The sequence below is a fragment of the Paenibacillus sp. RC84 genome, from assembly GCF_041260495.1.
In the GTDB taxonomy this organism is placed as follows: Bacteria; Bacillota; Bacilli; order Paenibacillales; family NBRC-103111; genus Paenibacillus_F.
Genome location: NZ_JBGBYL010000016.1, coordinates 45,233 through 63,491 on the forward strand (window position 1 = coordinate 45,233; position 18,259 = coordinate 63,491).

Consider the following 18,259-nt stretch of genomic DNA (forward strand, 5'->3'; position numbering starts at 1 on the left):
ATCCAAGATACATGGTTCTGTACGCTTATCTTTAAACGCCAAACAGGTGCTAAAGCCGCATCCTTTGTTCCGAAGCCCCTTGGCACCGCTTCGCGTCCTCGGCCTCATCAGCCGCCCTGCCAGAAGCTTATACGGTGGCTTCCGCGGTCAGGTTCACGAGCCTGGGCACACCCATCCGGTAGCTCCCCCTGGTTTCAATGCCGCCGACTCCGTCCAGACCCGTTACCGTAACGCCGGCCAGATCGACCATGGACACGGTTTCGCGAATCGATGTGTAGGAAGCTTTGGCGGCTATACATAGGGGATCCAACGCATGAATGAGCACCCGGGCGGGAGAGCTAGCGAAATTCGCCCCCGCCTGCAGCAGCGCCTCGAAGTGGGACTGGCAGGCACCCGCCACGATCGTGAGCGCATCGCGGTTGCTCTGGTATTGCCGCGCGACTTGGACGGCCCTGACGAAATGAAGCGAGTTTTTATAGCTGTCGAGCTGATGTACGTCCAGCTTCTTTCTGTTTTTCAGCAGACCGTCATGTCCCGTGACAACGACGATATCGGGCTTCACCTGCGGCAGGAGACGCTGCAGGGTCACAGCCATCTGTGATTCGCTCACATAGAAGCCCTCCGCGGGGATGCGAAGCTCTCCGTACAGATTCATGCTTTTGCGCAGATAGTTCGGATCGCCGTCCAGATGCAGGATTTTACCCGGCATCTCGAAATATTGCGTATTCTCGGGCAGCTTATTACGCACCAGATTATCGTTGAGCTGATACAGCTCCTGACGAAACTGGCGGATGCTGCGGATTGTCTCGCCTACCCTCGGCAAATTCACTCTCGGAAAATCCGAATCGCGGGCGGCCGTTACGCGGGATAGATCAGCAATGGGAGCGTCCGCCAGCAGGCGAAAATCGACTCCCCGAAGAATCGCCCTTGTCGTATCGATCTCCTGGATTCGAAAAATGATATCGTTGCCGTAGGATTTGCGGGTCGCCAGATCGCCTTGCCTCATGAAGCCATCCCCTCCTAAGCCTATCGTATGGCAGGGGTGGGCAATTGGTGATTAGCCCGCTTCTATTTGCTGCAGGTCGGGCAGTTCCGCAGAGCTTCCGCCACGCGGCCGTATTCCTCCATGCTGAGCGTTTCGCCACGGCGGCTTGGTTCGATGCCCGCCTCCAGCAGAAGAGCCTCCAAATCGCGTTTGTTCTCTTTGGAGAAGAACCGGGCTCCGAGGTTGTTATAGATCGTTTTGCGCCGCTGCGCAAAGCTGGCTTGTACCACCTCGAAGAAGAAGTCTTCGTCCGCTACTTCGACGGGAGGTCCTTTGCGCAGACGCAGGCGGATCACAGCCGAGTCGACGTTCGGCTGCGGCACGAAAACGGTGCGCGGAACGATTGTAACCAGTTCCGCTTCGCAATAGAATTGTACGGCGATGCTGAGGCTGCCGTACTCCTTGCCGCCCGGCTTGGCCGCCATCCGGTCCGCCACTTCCTTCTGGATCATCACGACGATGTTTTCGAGCGGAAGCTTTTCTTCGAGCAGCTTCATGATGATCGGCGTCGTGATGTAATACGGAAGGTTGGCGACGACACTGATTCCGGACAAGCCGGAGAATTTCTCCTCGATCAGCTGCCTCAGATCGAGCTTCAACACGTCGCCGTGGACGACCTCGGCCGTCGGATAGGGCGACAGCGTCTCCCGCAGGATGGGGAGCAGACGCTGGTCGATCTCTACCGCCACGACGCGGCCGGCCTCTTTCGCCAGCTGCTGGGTCAGGGCGCCGATTCCGGGCCCGATCTCCAGCGCCCCCTTCTCGGGAGTAAGCTCCGCCGCGGAGATGATGTTGCGCAGAACGTTGCCGTCCGTCAGAAAGTTCTGTCCCAGACTTTTTTTGAGCACCAGATTGTGCCGGTTTAGAATATCTTTGGTCCGTTTGGGCGTTGCCACATCTTCAGAAGCAAAGGACGGGCCGCTGCCTTGTTCATTTAATTTCATAGTCATCCTCCAAGCTTCCGTCCCTGACGAAAGCTGCCTGTGCGTAAATTATTGATCCGGACGGTCCAACTGCTCTACGGCAGCTTCGAACTCTTCCCGGGAAATTTGAAAAGCGGCGCAGCGCTTGTAAAACTGCTTACCATTACAATACCCGATTCCGAGCTTTTTTCCTACTTCCAGTCGTCTGGCCGCTGCATCGGGATGAACAACGAGGCCGGCGGCGATCAGATCCTCCCATGTCAAAAGAGACGCGGCGCCCTCATATTCGGTCTTTACGTTCGCCAGAGCGGACCGTATAGCGTCCGGAGTCGCGTTCTCGACTCCGATATCCCCCCGCTTCTCGGCAAGTTCCTGGGGGAGAAAAGCATGTTTGCAGCCGGGCACCTTGCCCGAAATGATTTTACGGATGCGCTCACCCGCATGATCCGGATCCGTAAAGACGATGACCCCTCTGCGCTCCTGGGCCAGCCGGATACGATCCAGAATTGCCCGGTTGATTGCCGATCCTCCGGTTTCGATCGTATCCGCTTCAACCGCCCGCTTGATAGCGGTCGTATCGTCTTTTCCTTCGACAACAATGATTTCTTTGATCATGTTCTTTATCCTCTCTTAAGCGCACAAAAAGAAGAGGGTGTCCCTCTTCTTTTTGCATACGGTTTGTTACCGGTTTGTAAATCTTCGTTACAGGTAACATGTTATCCTAATCTTGTGTCGGTTTATTCGGACCGATGACGTAAACGGTATATCCCCGTTTCACACCGAAAGTCTTGGCATAACTCATACTGTCGAAATAAACGTCCATTTTCTGGCCTTTAATAGCACCGCCCGTATCTTCTGCACGGCGGTATCCGATGCCTTCAATGTACACCCACCAGCCTAACGGCACGACTGATGTATCTACGGCAATCGTCTGGCCTTGAACAGGCTTCGTTCCGCTGGCGGTCCGGTTGCCTACGCCCGGCTCTTCGGAAGAGTAAGCGGTCAAGGTAACGTTCTTTAATATTTTCTTCGCGTCTATGTCGGTACCTGCTTTAGTTACCTGCTTAGGCTTAACCGGTTCGGATGCGGCTGCCACCGTAACGACCGGATTTTTTGTGCCTATAGCCACAATCTTATCCACACTGGCGTTTTTGACTGCTTGATCGATAACTTGCTCGGATACGAGTTTTCCGTTTTCGAAAATCTTCTCTTTCTTTTTGACCAATACGCCTTCCTGGCCTTCCTGTACGACCTGCTCTTTGCCTTTCAGCAGATCCTCATCGGATTTCTTGACCACACTGAATGCGATGGGCTCCGAAATTTCTTCCGTTTCTTTCTTCACCCGGACAACTTCGATAGCCGCATTGGCTGAAAGCTCCGTGTCTTTGGCCGGAGTCACTTTGTCGTGCTCTCCCAGCGAAATATTTGAATCTTGCAGAACTTGATCTACCGTTTTCGCAGTGGTATGCACAGTTTGTGTCTGCCCGTCGGCAGTTAGCTGCACGGGTGATGCATGATCAATGACAATCTTCTGACCGTCTTGAATCTTGCCGTCAAGCGGCATAGATACCTGATCGTGCTCACCGATTGTAATGGCTTGTTCATCCAGTAGGCGCTGTAGGACCCATTGTCTTGTTTCCACAACGGTTTCTCGTCCGTTTACCACCAATGATACGCTTTTACCAGCCGTACCGTATAACAACACCAAAAACATGAAAGTCAAAGCGAATGAAATGATAGCTGCAAGAATGATCATACGCAAGTTTTCATGCTTCCATCGCAATGCGAAGGACATGCTGGATGATCGCTTAACATGGGTCTCTGATTGCGAGATATTGCCCACTTCTTCGGTCCTCCTTCAAAGCCTCGCCTCTGTGATACGCATGATGATTTGGACGCGACTTAGGTTTATTTGGCGGTTCCTAACGGAACCCTTGCAATTGGCTTCTTTCCCGCCGGCTGACCGGTTGCTCTCAGTCTCTACGGGGTCGGCATCACCTCCGCTTGATGTTTATGCGGGTCGAATACCCGTCCGATATGGAACAAAAAAGGCCATCGGAAAGAGAAAGCTTCCCGGTGGCCTGTGTGTGAGCGCGACTAAACAGAATGACACGACAGTTGGTATCTCTCCCGGTACGCTTACGAGGTTAGCTGACGGATTCGGGCCGTGAGAGCTGCCCTACTCGCCGGCGGTGCTGCCTGCACCTGCCATTGAGATTCACCCCAAATTGTTTCCTGTTGTATCGGCCCAAAGCTGTTCCGACCTTGACAGCGGTTCCCCCGTTTTCCTTTTACGGAAACTCAGCGTTAAAACTTGGCGTTTATTAAGTTATCATGAAAGTATATTACGCTCAAATATCCAACCTGTAAAGGGGGCATATTCCCTAAAAATAAGCAAATTTAACCAAACCAACGGCATTTATCTAATTATCTTGCAGTCGTTCTCCTTTTTTCTCCCGTTATCTCGCTTCTAGTTTTCCCCATTTCCGCCGTTCCGCTTGGGCATTGGGCTTCCAGGCATTTTTTGACTATAATAAAAGATACGGCAATCCGCCCGAAAAGGCCGAAAGCCGCAATAACCGATTGAAGAAAAGCAGGTGAAGGCATGAATCCGATTCTTCACATTTCCCGTCTCAGCGGAGGCTATTTGCCCGGAAAACCGATTCTCCGCGATCTCGAAATTACAGTCGGACAAGGTGAAATGGTCGGTCTGATTGGACTCAACGGAGCGGGAAAAAGCACGACCATCAAACACATCCTCGGGCTCCTGAAGCCGCAGGAAGGCAGCGTCCGCATCCGTAACCGGACATTGGAGGAAGATCCGCTCGGCTACCGGTCCTCGTACTCTTTCGTCCCGGAGTCTCCCGAATTGTACGACGATCTGACGATTGAAGAGCATTTGGAACTGACGGCGATGGCTTACGATATTCCGAAGGAAGCGTTCAAGGAACGTGCCGGCCGCCTGATGAGCGAGTTCCAGATGGAGCCTAAGCGCAAAAGCTTCCCGGGCCAGCTATCCAAAGGGATGAAGCAGAAAGTCATGATCATGAATGCGTTTCTTGTCGAGCCCGCGCTTTATGTCATTGACGAGCCGTTCCTCGGCCTTGACCCGCTGGCGATGCGCTCTCTTCTCGACATTATGGCGGACTTCAAGAGCAGGGGCGCCAGCTTCCTGATCTGTTCCCACATCCTGGCCACGATCGAAAGATACTGCGACCGGTTCGTCGTTCTCCATCAGGGACGAATTCTTGCCCAGGGCACACTCGACGAGCTGAGACAACAAACCGGGCTGTCCGATGCGACCCTGGACGAGCTGTTCTATGAGCTGGTGCGGAGGAATCCGGCATGAACCAAGAAGCAGCCGTTCACAGAGAGGGCACGGCCGGGGCTGTCCGTCAGCTGTGGAAGCGCAGATTCGACCATTACCGCCAGGAAACGTCCCGTTACTGGGCTTATGTCGCAAGAAGCCAATTTTTCGGTTTTCTTTTCCTGATTTTTATCGTTTCTTCCTATTATTATGCAAAAATACTTCAGCAGCTTCCGACATCTTTTCCTTACATTTGGATCGTTCTGCTCGTCCTCGTTCCGGCTCTCGCAGCCGGCTCAGTGCGAACCCTTCTAAAGAATGCGGACCGGGTGTTTCTGCTTCCTCTGGAACCCGTTATGAACGTGTTCTTCCGGGCGGCTTTCCGCTACAGTCTGGGGATCCAGGCCGCACGATCCATCGTTCTGATGCTGATTGCATGGCCTTTATACAAACACTGCACGGGTACGGAAGGACAGCCCTTGTGGCTGATGGCGATTTTTGTTCTTCTAATAAAAACAGCCAACCTGCTCGGCTCGTGGCAGGAAGGCCGTTTTTCATCCCCCGGATGGCGTCTGATCTCAGCGGGTTACCGCTGGGTCTTAAGCGCAGCCGTCGTTTTCGCCTTGTTCGGTACGGGACCGCTTCCGGGCGGGGTCGTTCTATTGGCGGGACTTGTCGTCTGGGCGGTCATGTACAGGCTTGGGCCCGGTCGGCGGGCAATCGGCGTAGCCTGGGATTACCTCATCGACAACGAGCGCAAACAGCAGTACCGCCTGTACTTGTTTTTTAGCGGCTTCGCCGATGTGCCCCAGCTTCCTGTGCGCGTAAAACAGAGACGATGGCTGGCCGGGATTACGAACCGGTATTCGTTCCGGTCCTCCTCGCTTTATCTGTATCTCTTCACGAAGACGTTCGTCCGTTCGGAGCTGCTCGGCATCGTCGTCCGGATCACGCTTGTCGCCGGCCTCGCAGCCGCGGCCGTTCAATCCGCACCGGTGGCCGCCGCCGTCTGCCTCGCGGCCATGTTCATTTCGCTGATCCAGCTCACCTCGCTGGAACAATCGCACCGCTACACGTTCTGGCTGCAGACTTATCCGGTAGATCCGCGCCGGAAAGTGGACGCCGTGGTGCGGATCATCAGCGCCGCTTTCACCCTGCAGGGTATCGTTCTTACCCTGCTGATGGTGCTAAGCGGGGCGGGCGTTTATGCAGCCGCCCCGCTTGCGGGGCTCGCGCTCGGCCTCATGCTTTGCGCTACGGTAATGAAGCGGAAATTTACCGCTTCATTTGAGGCCGAGTAAACGCACGGCATTGTCCGTCGTCACTTTGGCCAGTTCCTCCAGGCTCATGCCGCGCAGCTCGGCCGCCGCTTCGGCAACGAGACGCACGTATGACGTTTCGTTGCGCTTGCCCCGGAACGGATGAGGCGTCAAATAAGGCGCATCCGTTTCGATAAGCAGGCGGTCAAGCGGCACCTGCTTGAGGACTTCCTTGGGCTGCTTGGCGTTTTTGAACGTAATGGGACCCCCGAAGGAAATATGGAAGTTCATATCCAGACACTGCTTCGCCGTTTCCCAGCTGCCGGAATAGCAGTGCATAATGCCGCCGACTTCGGCGGCTTTTTCTTCTTTCAGGATATCGACGATATCTTGGTGAGCCTCTCGGTTATGGATCACGATCGGAAGTCCGACCTTGCGTGCAAGGCGGATCTGTTCGCGAAACACTTTCGCCTGCACATCTTTCGGCGACGTATCCCAGTGATAGTCCAGCCCGATCTCCCCGATCGCCACTACTTTCTCGTGCTTGCACAGATCCTCGATCCATTCAAGGTCGCCGGGCCGCATATCGATCGCATCGGTCGGGTGCCAGCCTACTGTCGTCCATATAAAATCGTACTTCTCGGCAAGCTCGATGGAAGAAGGAATGGTTTCGCGGTTGAACCCTACGTTAACAATCCGGGTTACCCCGTTGTCCCACGCCCTTTGGATAGCATCATCACGGTCTTCGTTGAAAGCTTCATTGTTCATATGAGTATGAGTATCGGTCAGCATAACGGGAACTCCTTTTGTTTCGTCTGTTTTTTTGAATTAGGCGTCGAACAGCTTCTTACGGAGAGCCGCAGCCTTGCCGCCCTCTTTTTCAAACAACTCGGCGGGGTAATATATACGGTGCTGCCCCATATGAATGCCCGAGATCGATTTGACGATTTCGGAGCGTGCCGAAATTTCCGTCAATTTATCCTGGCCGTCAAGCAGCAGAATGGGTTGTTTGTCTTCCTTGCCGGTATCGGGCCGGTATACATCGTATGACTGGTCCGACGGGAAATCCAGCTCCAGATAATAATCCGCATCAAACCCGGCCTCCACCAGAGCCTCACGGAATTCCGTCAGGAGTTCTTTGTCCCACTCTTCCACGGCCGAGAATTTGAACAAGCGGCGGTGCAGAAAGCGGCCGGACAAATCAGCCAGCACGGAGTCTTTTTCCAAACTCCAATACATCAGGACCGTCTGCATCAAAGATTCGTCCAGGAGGAAATAATCCTCCAGCGACAATTTTCCTTGGAAAAGATGAAGGATCGGCTCCGGCATAAATGTAAACGAGTAACCGTCTTCGAATAGCGCCTTGGCGCACTCCAGAACTTTCCCCAGCAAAATCTCCGCGCTCCGGGTAACCGGATGAAAATAAACCTGCCAGTACATCTGGTATCGGGACATCAAATAATCTTCGACGGCATGCATCCCGCTCTCTTTTACAACAATTTTCCCTTTATAAGGCCGTACTACCCTCAGAATACGCTCCAGATCGAAAGTTCCGTAATTCACACCTGTAAAATACGCGTCCCGCAGCAAATAATCCATCCGGTCGGCATCGAGCTGGGACGAGACGAGACTCGTTACGATTTCCTTGCGATAGGTTTTGCAAATGACACCGGCAACGTCATGGGCAAACGTCGGCGACACTCTGGAAAGCACCTGGTTTACTTCACTGTCACCCAAAATGATCCGGCAGGACCAATTTTCGTGATTCGTTCCGAATACTTTTTCAATAGAGTGGGAAAATGGCCCGTGACCGACATCATGCAGCAGGGCGGCGCATAAACAAAGCAGCCTTTCCTCTTCCGGCCAGTCGGCATATGAATTTCTTTCGAATTGAGAAATAATCTTTCTCGTAATCTCGTAAACGCCGAGCGAGTGGGAAAAACGGCTGTGCTCCGCGCCGTGAAAGGTCAGGAATGAAGTGCCTAGCTGGCGGATACGCCGCAGCCGCTGAAATTCCCTGGTGTTGATGAGGTCCCAAACCGTACGGTCCTGCACATAAATATATTTATGGACAGGGTCTTTAAAAACTTTTTCTTCTATCATTTTTCCGCCTCCTTTTCGACATAAAAGCCGACTATTTGACCAATTAAACAAGGAATTTGTCGAATAATGTTTCTGGCCATTTTCCAAACCAAGTGGTACTTGTCACAAAAATAAAACAATTGTCAGTTCAAAGGAAAGCGGTTAACTGCAAAAGATCCACTTATTTTTAAGGGTTAAGGAGGAATTCGGCATTTCACAAAGAATTCATTAAATATAAAAACTGCAATTAGAGACCAATTTTGGGTTGACTATTTTGGGAATGCTTGGTATCATGAATATCGAAAACTATGTCGAATAATGACGATTAATTATTTCAGTAGATTGGAAGGAGCTTTTATATATGATGAAATCCACAGGTATTGTAAGAAAAGTCGACGAATTGGGGCGTGTCGTTATTCCAATCGAACTTCGCCGTACACTCGGTATCGGTGAAAAGGACGCGCTGGAGATTTATGTAGACGGCGAACGCATCATGCTCAAGAAATATGAGCCTGCTTGTATCTTCTGCGGCAACGCTGAAAATGTGACTTATTTCAAAGGAAAAATTGTTTGTCACGAATGTTTAAATGAAATGCCAATACCTGTGACAAAATAAGAAAAATAGTATATAATAAGAACTAGCAAAGTTCCCATTGGTAATTCTAACCTTTTTCATATCTCCTCTACGTCTCTGATCCCGGCGGACCACCGCCATGGATTAGGGACATTTTTTTGTCCGGAAACGTGAAAAAGCTTTCTGCTGCAGGGTACAGTTACCAAGCACCACATGCGAAACCTGAGGGAATAGGAGCCGCTGAAAGTGTACACCCGTCTCCGTACAGAATGGCTCCGTCATCACTTGCATCGGGCCTCGTTTGGAAGCGCTCATTCCCTGATCCGCCCGGTGATTCCGGAGCCTCTGCCATCATACCCGCAAGCCTCGGCATAATTTCTCTTGGACCGGCAGCTTAATTCTGAAGCAGCTCGTTGTAGACGTCCCGCTTCGGCAGCCCCCGGTCGGAAGCGGTCTTTTTGATCGCTTCCTTCTTGCTCAGCCCCTGTCCCATGTAATGGGCGGCATGCTCCTCCAGTGAAAGCTCCTTCCACCAGGCGGCTTCCGCCTCCGCCGTTTCGGCTGCGCTTCGTCCCTCCACGAGGACGACGTACTCGCCCTGCGGCGGATGCTCGCCGAGATGGGCCAGCGCCCCGCTGATCCGGCCGCGCCCGAATTCCTCATAGCGCTTCGTCAATTCGCGCGCTAGGCAGATCTCCCGATCCCCCCATGATTCGAGCATCTGCTCGAGCGTACGGACAACCCTATGGGGGGATTCGTAGAACAGCAGCGTGCCCTGCGCAGGCGCCAGCCTCGCCAACTCCCGCTGCTGATCTTTCTTATCGCGCGGCAGGAACCCGATGAAGGTAAATTCATCGGTAGGCAGCCCTGAGGCGATAAGGGCCGACAAGGCCGCGTTCGCTCCCGGGATCGGCACGACCGTAACTCCGGCTTCAATTGCCAGCCGGACAAGATCGTGCCCCGGATCGGAGATGGCCGGCAGCCCCGCATCGCTGACGAGCGCGATGGTCTGCCCCTCGCTCATGAGCCGGACCAGCTCCGGGCCGCTCGCCTGCTTATTGTGCTCGTGATAGCTGACGAGCCTCCCGGAAATATCGAAGTGAGTCAGCAGCTTGCGAGTCTGGCGCGTATCCTCAGCGGCGATAAGGTCCGCTTCCTTCAGGACACGGACAGCCCGGTAGGTCATGTCTTCGAGATTGCCGATCGGAGTGCCTACCAGGTAAAGCATCCCCATGCCGATCGACTTTTCCGGTTTACGGCTGCGGACTCTGCCCTGAACCTGTTCCGGTATAGACGAGATAGCGTCATGGCCGTAGGCACCTTTTTGGAGCGTATCAGCACCGGTCTGCCTTTCCGTGTTCGGTGAATCTTCCACTTCTAACGCCGCTCGACCCTTTATGTTCTCCGCTGTATCCGCCGCATCTCCCTCCTTCCCGATTATGCGCTGATCGTCTTTCTTCATTATATAGCTTCGCTGTATATTAAAATTCATGCCGGATTATCCTCTGTTTCTTTCGTTTTCCGGGCTTTTTTGCCCGCCTGCTTCCAACTCACTCTTCTCCCCGTAGAATACGGCATGAAGTTCGCCGCAGTACCGTCCGCCCTCCTCATGAACGAAAAGCGGCGGAAGAGTTCGCATATCCGCTTTGCCGTCACGGATACCTTCGATCAGTACCATCATCGCCTCTTCCCCCTGCCGCGGGTGAACGAAACGGACTCTTTTGGGCTCGACGCGGTACTGTCTCATCAACGTGCAGATATCGACCAGCCGGTTCGGCCGGTGTACCATGGCCATCTTGCCTCCGGCTTTCAGCAGTTTAGCGGAAGAGGCTACCACGTCCTCCAAGGTACAGAATAGCTCGTGTCTTGCGGCCGCCACATGCTCGTTGCGGTTTTGTTCGCCCGCAGGGACAGGCAGATAGGGCGGGTTGACCGTCACCAGATCATACCGGGAAGCTCCCAATGTCCGGTGAATCTGCTTGAGATCGGCATGTACCATGTGAAGCCTTTCCTGCAAACCGTTCAGTTCGATATTGCGTCTTCCCATACCTGCCAAGCGCTCCTGGATTTCGACGCCCCAGATCTCGGCTGCGGGTGTCCTTGTAGACAACAGAAGGGGAATAACTCCGTTGCCGGAGCACAGATCCACAATTTTGCCCCGTGGAGGCACCGTGCAGAACCTTGCCAATAAAACCGCATCCAAAGAAAAGGCAAATACCTCTTCACTTTGGATGATTTTCAAATCATGTGTCAGCAGATCGTCGATCCGCTCCGTTTCATGCAGTGCAACCTGCACGTGGACTCCTCCTTTATTTTAACCGGAATTCTCATATGGAAAAAACCGTAGAGAAAAGCTCCCTACGGCTTACGTTATTTATTTAAGAAAGACAGGCAGAACAAACAGTCTCCTTCCGTCCGCAGGTGTCCGTAATAGACATTGCAGATATGGAAGCCTTCATAATACAGACGGGCCAGATTGTCGTACCCCTCGCCGATTACAGGCTCAACGCCTTTCTCCGGTTCGGAGTCCGTCTCCTCGGCATCCCCCTGCTTCAGCAATTTGCGAAGCTGTTGATTTTCCATCATCAGCCTTTGGTTATCCTCAAGCAAAGAAATGATGGTTTTCTTCAAATCGCCAAGCTCCGCATATGCTTTTCCGATCTGCTCTTCCAAACCGTCGATTTGCGCAAACATTTCATGTTTCTCCACTGTCTCACCTCAAGTAACGCTTCCTGCATCCGTTAACTAATCTTGCTCCGCTACATCGTCAAAAGGAAGATCCATTATTTTGCCGATATCGTACAGCTGAACCTTGCAAGTTTTTTCGTTCATGTTCAGTGAAAGCACCTTGCCGTTGCCAAGTGAGGTAATCACATAAGTTCCTACGGAAGGCACGCTGTCTTTGGCGCTTTCGTAGTTGTCATGCTCGAACTTCAAGCAGCACATAAGCCGGCCGCACAATCCGGAAATTTTGGTCGGATTCAGGGACAGATTCTGGTCCTTGGCCATCTTGATCGACACCGGTTCGAAATCACCCAGGAATGAAGAGCAGCATAAGATTCGACCGCACGGTCCGATACCGCCCAGCATTTTGGCTTCATCCCTTACCCCGATCTGACGGAGTTCGATACGCGTTCTGAAAATGCTCGCCAGGTCCTTAACCAGCTCCCGGAAGTCAACCCTTCCCTCAGCCGTAAAATAAAAAATGATTTTATTCCGGTCAAATGTATATTCCACGTCCACCAGCTTCATTTTGAGCTGATGATCCTTGATTTTATTCAAACAAATCCCGAAAGCATCTTTGGCCGCTTTCTTGTTCTCTTCAACAAGCTGGGCATCAGTCGGATTCGCAATCCGGATGACTTTCTTGAGCGGAAGGACCACATCGTTCTCTTGAACGGTTTTCTTTCCGATGACCACTCTACCATATTCGATGCCTCTGGCAGTCTCAACGATTACGGCGTTCTCTTGTTCCACAGGAAGGTCAATGGGATCAAAATAATACACCTTGCCCGCCTTCTTGAAGCGGACACCTACGACGGAATACATGTTACACCCCCTGTATGTCCACTAGCATTTTCTCGACAACCAGCTGTGGATTGGCATTAAATCGCAGCCGTTTTTGAAGTTCAACCGCTTGGGCCAGCAAACGCACCCATTCTCCGGTTTCCCTCTTGAACGACAGTGGCCCCATCCAATCCATCTGGTCGATATATACGAAATTTTCCTTGCGACCGATTCGCAGGGAAACCATGTCTTTCAACCATAAAATCATGAGATCGAAAAGCAGAGCCGTATGATCGGCCAGCCCGGCTTTGATCCACTTCTGCTGCAGCGTAACAAAGGAAGACGGATAGCGTGTCAGCGTTTCCCTCAACAATTGTATCATTGTGCTGCGGATTTCGGCAAACCCATTTGTCTGAATCATTTCTTTGGCCGCTTGTATGCCGGCCGTCAAATGAATGGCAGGCTGCACCAGGGCAGCAGGGTGACCTTCTTCCAGCAGTACTCTCGCCATCTCGGCCCGCGGCATAGGTGTGAAAGATATCCATTGAGACCGGGACTGAATGGTCGGCAGCAGAGCATGTCCATTCTCGGTAACGAGTACCGCAACCACTTTCGAGTTCGGTTCTTCCAAAAACTTAAGCAGGCTGTTGGCAGCCTGGACAGTCATTTTCTCCGCTTGATTCAGAATATAAATCTTCGTGCCCGAACCTGCGGAGCGGTAGGCAAACTGCTTCTGCAGCTCGCGAATCTGGTCGATCTTGATGGAAGCCCCATCGGGCTCAATTTGGTAAAGATCCGGATGGTTGCCATGCTCGACCTTCCTGCACTCCAGACATTCCCCGCAGGCGTCATCCTTGAGGTTCGTGCAGTAGATGGCTTTCGCAAGCATAAGGGCCGTCTGCTTCCTCCCCGTACCTACCGGACCGCTAAATATATAAGCGTGCGATATTCTATCCTGCCGCAAGCCGCTTTGCAATATGCGTTTGGCCGTTTCCTGGCCTGGGATCGTTTGAAAAGACATTTGTATATTCTCCACTGTCTTTAAAATAAAAAGTGGATCAGCATGCCCCGTATCTCGCCTATTCGCTGCAAAATCTCCAGCCGTCCCTGCTCGGTTTCAAGCAGATCGTCCGCCATGCTGAGCAGAGCGCCGTCTACTTCCTCCAGCAGCTTGTACCTCTTCGTCCGGCCTCTCCTGTCCCATCCGCGAGTTTCGCGCAAGCCGACTCCCTGACGGGCCGTCTCCTCCAGAAACTGCTTGATCAGCAGCTTGTACTGCCGAAGTTCCCGCAGCTTCATGGATCTGGAAAGACGGTCACCCTGGAGCCCGATCTGCTGAAGCATCCGGTTAAGCTGCTCCATGGTGACCTTCTCGTCATGCTTGAGCATAAAGGCGGAGAAGTCTTTGGGAGGCGATTGAAGAGTCGGCGCCGTTTCCGGAACCTTTACGTTCTTACCGATCGGCTGCCACCCCGGGTTGATTTTCAAGCTTCATGCTCCCCTTTTGTTGCGTATTGGCGGGTTCCGTCGGTCGGTCCCTGCCGATTTAGAAGTGCTCAAAACGTTCGACCGGAAGCAGGAATACGGCGGCACCGCCGACCTGTACTTCAACCGGGAACGGAATATATGAATCTGTCGTACCGCCCATCGGCGATACCGGCGTAACAAGCTGATCACGGACTTTGCAGTTAGCCTTGATCACTTTGAAAACTTCCGGAACCCGCTCATCCTCGATACCGATCATGAACGTCGTGTTGCCTGCACGCAGAAAACCTCCGGTACTGGCCAGCTTGGTTGCACGGAACCCTTCCTTGATCAAAGCATTGGAAAGACGATTGCTGTCTTTGTCTTGAACAACGGCGATTACGAGTTTCATCGCAGATCCCCCTCTTTCATTATACCTCAGGCTTTGGAAAAAAGACACGATCTAACAGTTGTTTACAATCCTGCAAAATATCATGGGCGATTTCATCCTGGGTGCGGTCCGCATCGATCAGGCAAATCCGTTTGGGATTCTGTTCCAGGATCTTCATGAACCCTTCCCGCACGCGGGTGTGATAGGCTTCGCCCTTCTGTTCAATACGGTCAAGACCTTCTCCGCCGGCTGACTGCGTCCTGGCCAAGAGCCTCCGACGGCTCGTTTCAACCGGAACATCCAGCAAATATGTGCGTGTAGGCTCCAGTCCTCCGGTCGCAAAACGGTTAATGGCCGCCACCTCATCGAAGCTGATTCCAAGTCCGTAGGCCTGATAAGCCAGGCTCGCATCGACAAAACGGTCGCAAAGCACGATGCGGTTCGCTTTCAGCGCCGGTACGATAAATTCCCGGACGTGCTGGGCACGCGAGGCCGCGTAGAGCAGGACCTCCGTATGATCCGCCATCTCCTTGTAATCCGGCGTAAGAACAAGACTGCGTATGTGGTCGCTGATCGGTGTGCCTCCCGGCTCCCGTGTTACGACTGTATCATATCCGAGCGCCTGCAGCGATTCGGCCAGTCTCCGCAGCTGCGTCGTTTTACCCGAGCCGTCAGGACCCTCGAATGTAAGAAATAGTTCTTTCACATTACCCTCCTAAAAATAAAAACGAAACCAACCTTCCGGCCGGAAGTCATTCTATGTTGCTATTATGAGTATCCTCCGGAGTGTCCGTCAGAACCCTCAGGCTGCCTTTCGCCGCCTCCCGGCTTCCGTGAAATCTCGCTCCCGATTCGGCCAGCCGCTTAAGCTCTGCCGCCGTATCCTCTTGAATAAGCTCTCCAGGATACAGCAAAGGAATTCCGGGCGGATAAGGGATCACCATTTCAGCGGATCTTTTTCCGGCGGAACTCTCAATCGGCATGACGCATACAGAGTCCTGTACGCTGTTCTTCATGTCTCGGGTAACGGGTATGTTCATGGGAACGGGTTTGGAAACGGAGTTAAGAAGAGGCTTACACATACTATTCGGGCTAATGCCCGGAAGTTCCTGCTTATTTGTCAAGTATTCCTTGGAAATGGCTTCACAGGCTCCCAAGGCTCTCTCCGCATCTTCAATTGTCGAGGCGGGCGTTAGAAGAAGCAGAACGGCTTTATCCGCGGCAAGCTCCACAAAACAGCCGGCTTCTTCTAAAAATCCTTGCAGCTCAGAGCCGCTCAACGTTCCCGTCCCGTCGTATATCGTCACTTTGAAAGGATCCATATGCTCGTATGCGGTTTGTGCCGAATGATATTTCAACTGCCGGAAACCGTATATGTCCTCCAGACCGTCACGGAGTCTTTGAACGGCTTTCAACCCTTCAGCGACCAGCCTCTCCCCATGGAGGTGCATCTGTCTCCTGGCTAAGTCGAGAGAAGCCATGATCGGATAGGAGGGGCTGGAGCTTTGCAGCATCGCAAGCAGCATGCGTATTCTCTCCCGGTCCATCCGATCATGCCGGAGATGAAGCATCGCCCCCATCGTCATCGCCGTAAGCATCTTGTGGGTGGATTGGACCACGGCGTCGGCTCCGCATGCAAGCGCGGACTCCGGCAGCGCCGGATGAAAGCCGTAATGCGCCCCGTGTGCCTCATCCACCAGCAGCGGCAGGCCGTGCCGGTGCATCAGATCGGCATAGGGGCGCAAATTCACTCCCATTCCGTAATAGTTCGGATTGGTCAGCAGCAGCCCCTTCGCCTCCGGATACCGGGAGAGCGCGTCTTCGACGTCGCTCAACCTCACGGAGGCGGGTATACCGCTTTCCCCGTCGGTCTGCGGGGAAATAAACACCGCGTGCGCGCCAGCCAGCATCAATCCGTGAAGCACGGATTTGTGAGCGTTGCGCTGCACGAGAAGAATGTCGCCGGGCCCGCACAGCGACATGATCATGGCCAGGTTGCCGGCCGTACTGCCGCCAACGAGAAAAAACGTCTCCGCCGCCCCGAAACAATCCGCCGCGAGCTCCTGCGCCTCGCGGATCGCCTCTTCGGGTTGGTGGAGATCGTCCAGGCCGCTGATCTCGGTATAGTCTAGCGCCATCAGCGGCTCAAAAAAAGGAGCGGCCTCACGGTCCGCTCCCCTGCCTGATTTATGACCGGGTACATGGAAACTGGCCGGTCTTCGTTCATAATGCTCCCTCATTTTTTCAAAAAGGGGCGCGTTTTCGCGATTTGGCATATCCAAGCATCCTTTGAAATCTTATATTCATGAAGTAAATTAAGCATACCTGTCAGCCGTCCCGAAAATCAAGGCATTTTTCGCGCGTTTATACACTTCCGCCGTCCGGTATCAAGCGTTTTGCTTATAAAAAATTTGCTTTAACTGCCGGATAAAAAAAGAATATTTGACATCCATTACATCCGTACGCACAATTTCAGCCTCGCAAGCATCGCAGATAAATTCCGAAGCAATCTGAATGCCTTCTTGCTTTTCTTCTCCGCACACGATACATTTCACCAGAACCGGGTCTTCCATACGGATCACCTCTACTTTTTTTCCTATTAGCAGTATGTCCGGTTTACGATTCTTTTAGACGCAAAAGAAAGGTTTCAAGCACGTAACGGCGGCCCCCTCTCCACGTATGTACGGGATTTGGCACTTTTGCCTGTGTGCAAAGCTCTCATTGCAGCAAGCTTTCTCAACCTTTAATCTTTAAAAACCCTGGTCTAAAATCCGATATAGATAGAGTACCCTACTTATGAGATACTGACTAGAACAACAGATGTTTTAAACGGAGGCTTTCCAATTTGAAAAAAAACACTTCCAGCGATGCGATCATCTACACGTATACCCTTCTTCGACGAATTCCGCATCATCTCCTGCTGCTCGGCGTTTATTACGCATTTGCTGCGGTATGGGCGGTTAAGGCCCTGCTGACAGGCAGTCTGCTCTCTTTGTGTCTCGGCTATATTTTCGTTCAACTTCTTCATATGCTGGCAATCCGCGGGTATCTTCATTTTGTCAGAAAAGCGGAGCCTCAAGGCTGGTCTTTCCGGTTTGCTCATCTTTGGACAGGTTATATTCCCGCGCAGTACGTGATGTTTCGGTCTTTCTTCCGTCTTCATCTGCACCTGCTGATCTCGGGTTTCGCCGGTATATTGCTTCTCTATCCTTGGTTCAGCGCTGCAGCCTTATCCAATATCTTGTTTGTGCATTTGTGGATTTTAGGCGGGCGGTTTTATATGTTTTTGATGTTCCGAAAACAATATCAGGTCGGCTGGCTGCGCCTCCGTGCTAATGAAACTTCGTGTTACAAACAGTAAGTCTTACGTGCCTTCAGACTTAACATTCCTGGAAATAAAATTGGTAAAAACGCGTCTCAAAAATGGAAATTACGGATCGCAGAAATGGAAAATGAATTCAGGTGGGTGACTTTCGTCTTGCGACACCACACCCGGATGGGAACTGCGCGGCACAAAAAAAGATCGGATCAGAGGTCCTACCCTTGACCGATCTTCTTCCCGTACTACCCTAAATTTATCTTTAAACAACAAAAAACCTTTTCGAATGAGAGTTCGAAAAGGTTTTATTTGTGCTTGGCAACGTCCTACTCTCCCAGGACCCTTCGGTCCAAGTACCATCGGCGCTGGAAGGCTTAACGGTCGTGTT

Annotated in this window: 20 protein-coding genes, 1 rRNA gene and 1 riboswitch; of the genes, 4 read left to right on the top strand and 17 right to left on the bottom strand. The window is 52.4% G+C overall.

What is annotated here, in order from left to right:
• Window positions 1-127: 127 nt before the first annotated feature.
• From yabG to ABH899_RS27305, 4 genes are all read right to left on the bottom strand, one after another.
• Window positions 128-1,006: a sporulation peptidase YabG gene (gene yabG, locus ABH899_RS27290; RefSeq protein ID WP_009671923.1), complete on the bottom strand. Its 879-nt coding sequence runs from the start codon at window positions 1,004-1,006 to the stop codon at window positions 128-130.
• Between the two features lie 62 nt (window positions 1,007-1,068).
• Window positions 1,069-1,989: a 16S rRNA (adenine(1518)-N(6)/adenine(1519)-N(6))-dimethyltransferase RsmA gene (rsmA, locus tag ABH899_RS27295; RefSeq protein ID WP_317956938.1), complete on the bottom strand. Its 921-nt coding sequence runs from the start codon at window positions 1,987-1,989 to the stop codon at window positions 1,069-1,071.
• Window positions 1,990-2,037: 48 nt separating this feature from the next.
• Entirely contained in the window at window positions 2,038-2,583 is a 546-nt protein-coding gene (gene rnmV / locus ABH899_RS27300) for a ribonuclease M5 (protein WP_009671863.1), read from the bottom strand.
• A 106-nt stretch (window positions 2,584-2,689) separates the two neighbouring features.
• The gene (locus ABH899_RS27305; protein WP_370001960.1) at window positions 2,690-3,811 is read right to left on the bottom strand and encodes a resuscitation-promoting factor; all 1,122 of its coding nucleotides are present in this window, start codon (window positions 3,809-3,811) and stop codon (window positions 2,690-2,692) included.
• A 279-nt stretch (window positions 3,812-4,090) separates the two neighbouring features.
• A riboswitch (cyclic di-AMP (ydaO/yuaA leader) is annotated at window positions 4,091-4,285 on the bottom strand.
• A 288-nt stretch (window positions 4,286-4,573) separates the two neighbouring features.
• Between ABH899_RS27305 and ABH899_RS27310 the strand changes: the two genes are divergently transcribed.
• The gene (locus ABH899_RS27310; RefSeq protein ID WP_009671901.1) at window positions 4,574-5,317 is read left to right on the top strand and encodes an ABC transporter ATP-binding protein; all 744 of its coding nucleotides are present in this window, start codon (window positions 4,574-4,576) and stop codon (window positions 5,315-5,317) included.
• Entirely contained in the window at window positions 5,314-6,576 is a 1,263-nt protein-coding gene (locus tag ABH899_RS27315) for an ABC transporter permease (RefSeq protein ID WP_370001963.1), read from the top strand. The genes ABH899_RS27310 and ABH899_RS27315 overlap by 4 nt, the downstream gene beginning before the upstream one ends.
• Here the strand turns inward: ABH899_RS27315 and ABH899_RS27320 are convergent.
• Window positions 6,559-7,326: a TatD family hydrolase gene (locus tag ABH899_RS27320; RefSeq protein WP_009671899.1), complete on the bottom strand. Its 768-nt coding sequence runs from the start codon at window positions 7,324-7,326 to the stop codon at window positions 6,559-6,561. The genes ABH899_RS27315 and ABH899_RS27320 overlap by 18 nt on opposite strands.
• Window positions 7,327-7,362: 36 nt before the next feature.
• Window positions 7,363-8,637, bottom strand: a complete 1,275-nt coding sequence (locus ABH899_RS27325; RefSeq protein WP_370001965.1) for an HD domain-containing protein — start codon at window positions 8,635-8,637, stop codon at window positions 7,363-7,365.
• 340 nt (window positions 8,638-8,977) lie between these two features.
• Between ABH899_RS27325 and ABH899_RS27330 the strand changes: the two genes are divergently transcribed.
• Window positions 8,978-9,232 carry an AbrB/MazE/SpoVT family DNA-binding domain-containing protein gene (locus tag ABH899_RS27330; protein WP_009671874.1) on the top strand — a complete coding sequence of 85 codons (255 nt, stop codon included), beginning with the start codon at window positions 8,978-8,980 and terminating at the stop codon, window positions 9,230-9,232.
• A 352-nt stretch (window positions 9,233-9,584) separates the two neighbouring features.
• On the opposite strand, the gene rsmI is transcribed toward ABH899_RS27330, so the two are convergent.
• The 10 genes from rsmI to ABH899_RS27380 form a co-directional block, all read right to left on the bottom strand.
• Window positions 9,585-10,682: a 16S rRNA (cytidine(1402)-2'-O)-methyltransferase gene (gene rsmI / locus ABH899_RS27335; protein WP_370001967.1), complete on the bottom strand. Its 1,098-nt coding sequence runs from the start codon at window positions 10,680-10,682 to the stop codon at window positions 9,585-9,587.
• 6 nt (window positions 10,683-10,688) lie between these two features.
• Window positions 10,689-11,486, bottom strand: a complete 798-nt coding sequence (locus tag ABH899_RS27340) for a tRNA1(Val) (adenine(37)-N6)-methyltransferase (RefSeq protein WP_370001969.1) — start codon at window positions 11,484-11,486, stop codon at window positions 10,689-10,691.
• Between the two features lie 74 nt (window positions 11,487-11,560).
• Window positions 11,561-11,899, bottom strand: coding sequence for a DNA replication initiation control protein YabA (gene yabA / locus ABH899_RS27345; RefSeq protein WP_326055251.1), 339 nt, complete (start codon window positions 11,897-11,899; stop codon window positions 11,561-11,563).
• 36 nt (window positions 11,900-11,935) lie between these two features.
• A complete protein-coding gene (locus tag ABH899_RS27350; protein ID WP_016424270.1) occupies window positions 11,936-12,739 on the bottom strand; it encodes a PSP1 domain-containing protein in 804 nt (267 codons plus the stop codon).
• Window position 12,740: 1 nt separating this feature from the next.
• The gene (holB, locus tag ABH899_RS27355; protein ID WP_218231789.1) at window positions 12,741-13,718 is read right to left on the bottom strand and encodes a DNA polymerase III subunit delta'; all 978 of its coding nucleotides are present in this window, start codon (window positions 13,716-13,718) and stop codon (window positions 12,741-12,743) included.
• Between the two features lie 20 nt (window positions 13,719-13,738).
• On the bottom strand, window positions 13,739-14,185 hold the full coding sequence (locus ABH899_RS27360) for a YaaR family protein (protein ID WP_009671907.1): 447 nt from the start codon (window positions 14,183-14,185) through the stop codon (window positions 13,739-13,741).
• Between the two features lie 58 nt (window positions 14,186-14,243).
• Window positions 14,244-14,573: a cyclic-di-AMP receptor gene (locus tag ABH899_RS27365; protein WP_009671881.1), complete on the bottom strand. Its 330-nt coding sequence runs from the start codon at window positions 14,571-14,573 to the stop codon at window positions 14,244-14,246.
• A gap of 19 nt (window positions 14,574-14,592) precedes the next feature.
• Window positions 14,593-15,258: a dTMP kinase gene (tmk, locus tag ABH899_RS27370; protein ID WP_009671873.1), complete on the bottom strand. Its 666-nt coding sequence runs from the start codon at window positions 15,256-15,258 to the stop codon at window positions 14,593-14,595.
• Between the two features lie 46 nt (window positions 15,259-15,304).
• Window positions 15,305-16,828 carry an aminotransferase class I/II-fold pyridoxal phosphate-dependent enzyme gene (locus ABH899_RS27375; protein ID WP_370001974.1) on the bottom strand — a complete coding sequence of 508 codons (1,524 nt, stop codon included), beginning with the start codon at window positions 16,826-16,828 and terminating at the stop codon, window positions 15,305-15,307.
• 111 nt (window positions 16,829-16,939) lie between these two features.
• Window positions 16,940-17,125 (bottom strand): sigma factor G inhibitor Gin, encoded by a 186-nt coding sequence (locus ABH899_RS27380; RefSeq protein WP_009671897.1) that lies wholly within the window; start codon window positions 17,123-17,125, stop codon window positions 16,940-16,942.
• A gap of 272 nt (window positions 17,126-17,397) precedes the next feature.
• Here ABH899_RS27380 and ABH899_RS27385 point away from each other — a divergent pair, with 272 nt between their 5' ends.
• Window positions 17,398-17,913 carry a hypothetical protein gene (locus tag ABH899_RS27385; protein ID WP_009671912.1) on the top strand — a complete coding sequence of 172 codons (516 nt, stop codon included), beginning with the start codon at window positions 17,398-17,400 and terminating at the stop codon, window positions 17,911-17,913.
• Between the two features lie 271 nt (window positions 17,914-18,184).
• On the opposite strand, the gene rrf is transcribed toward ABH899_RS27385, so the two are convergent.
• Window positions 18,185-18,259: ribosomal RNA gene (gene rrf / locus ABH899_RS28620) — 5S ribosomal RNA — on the bottom strand; the annotation flags it as partial.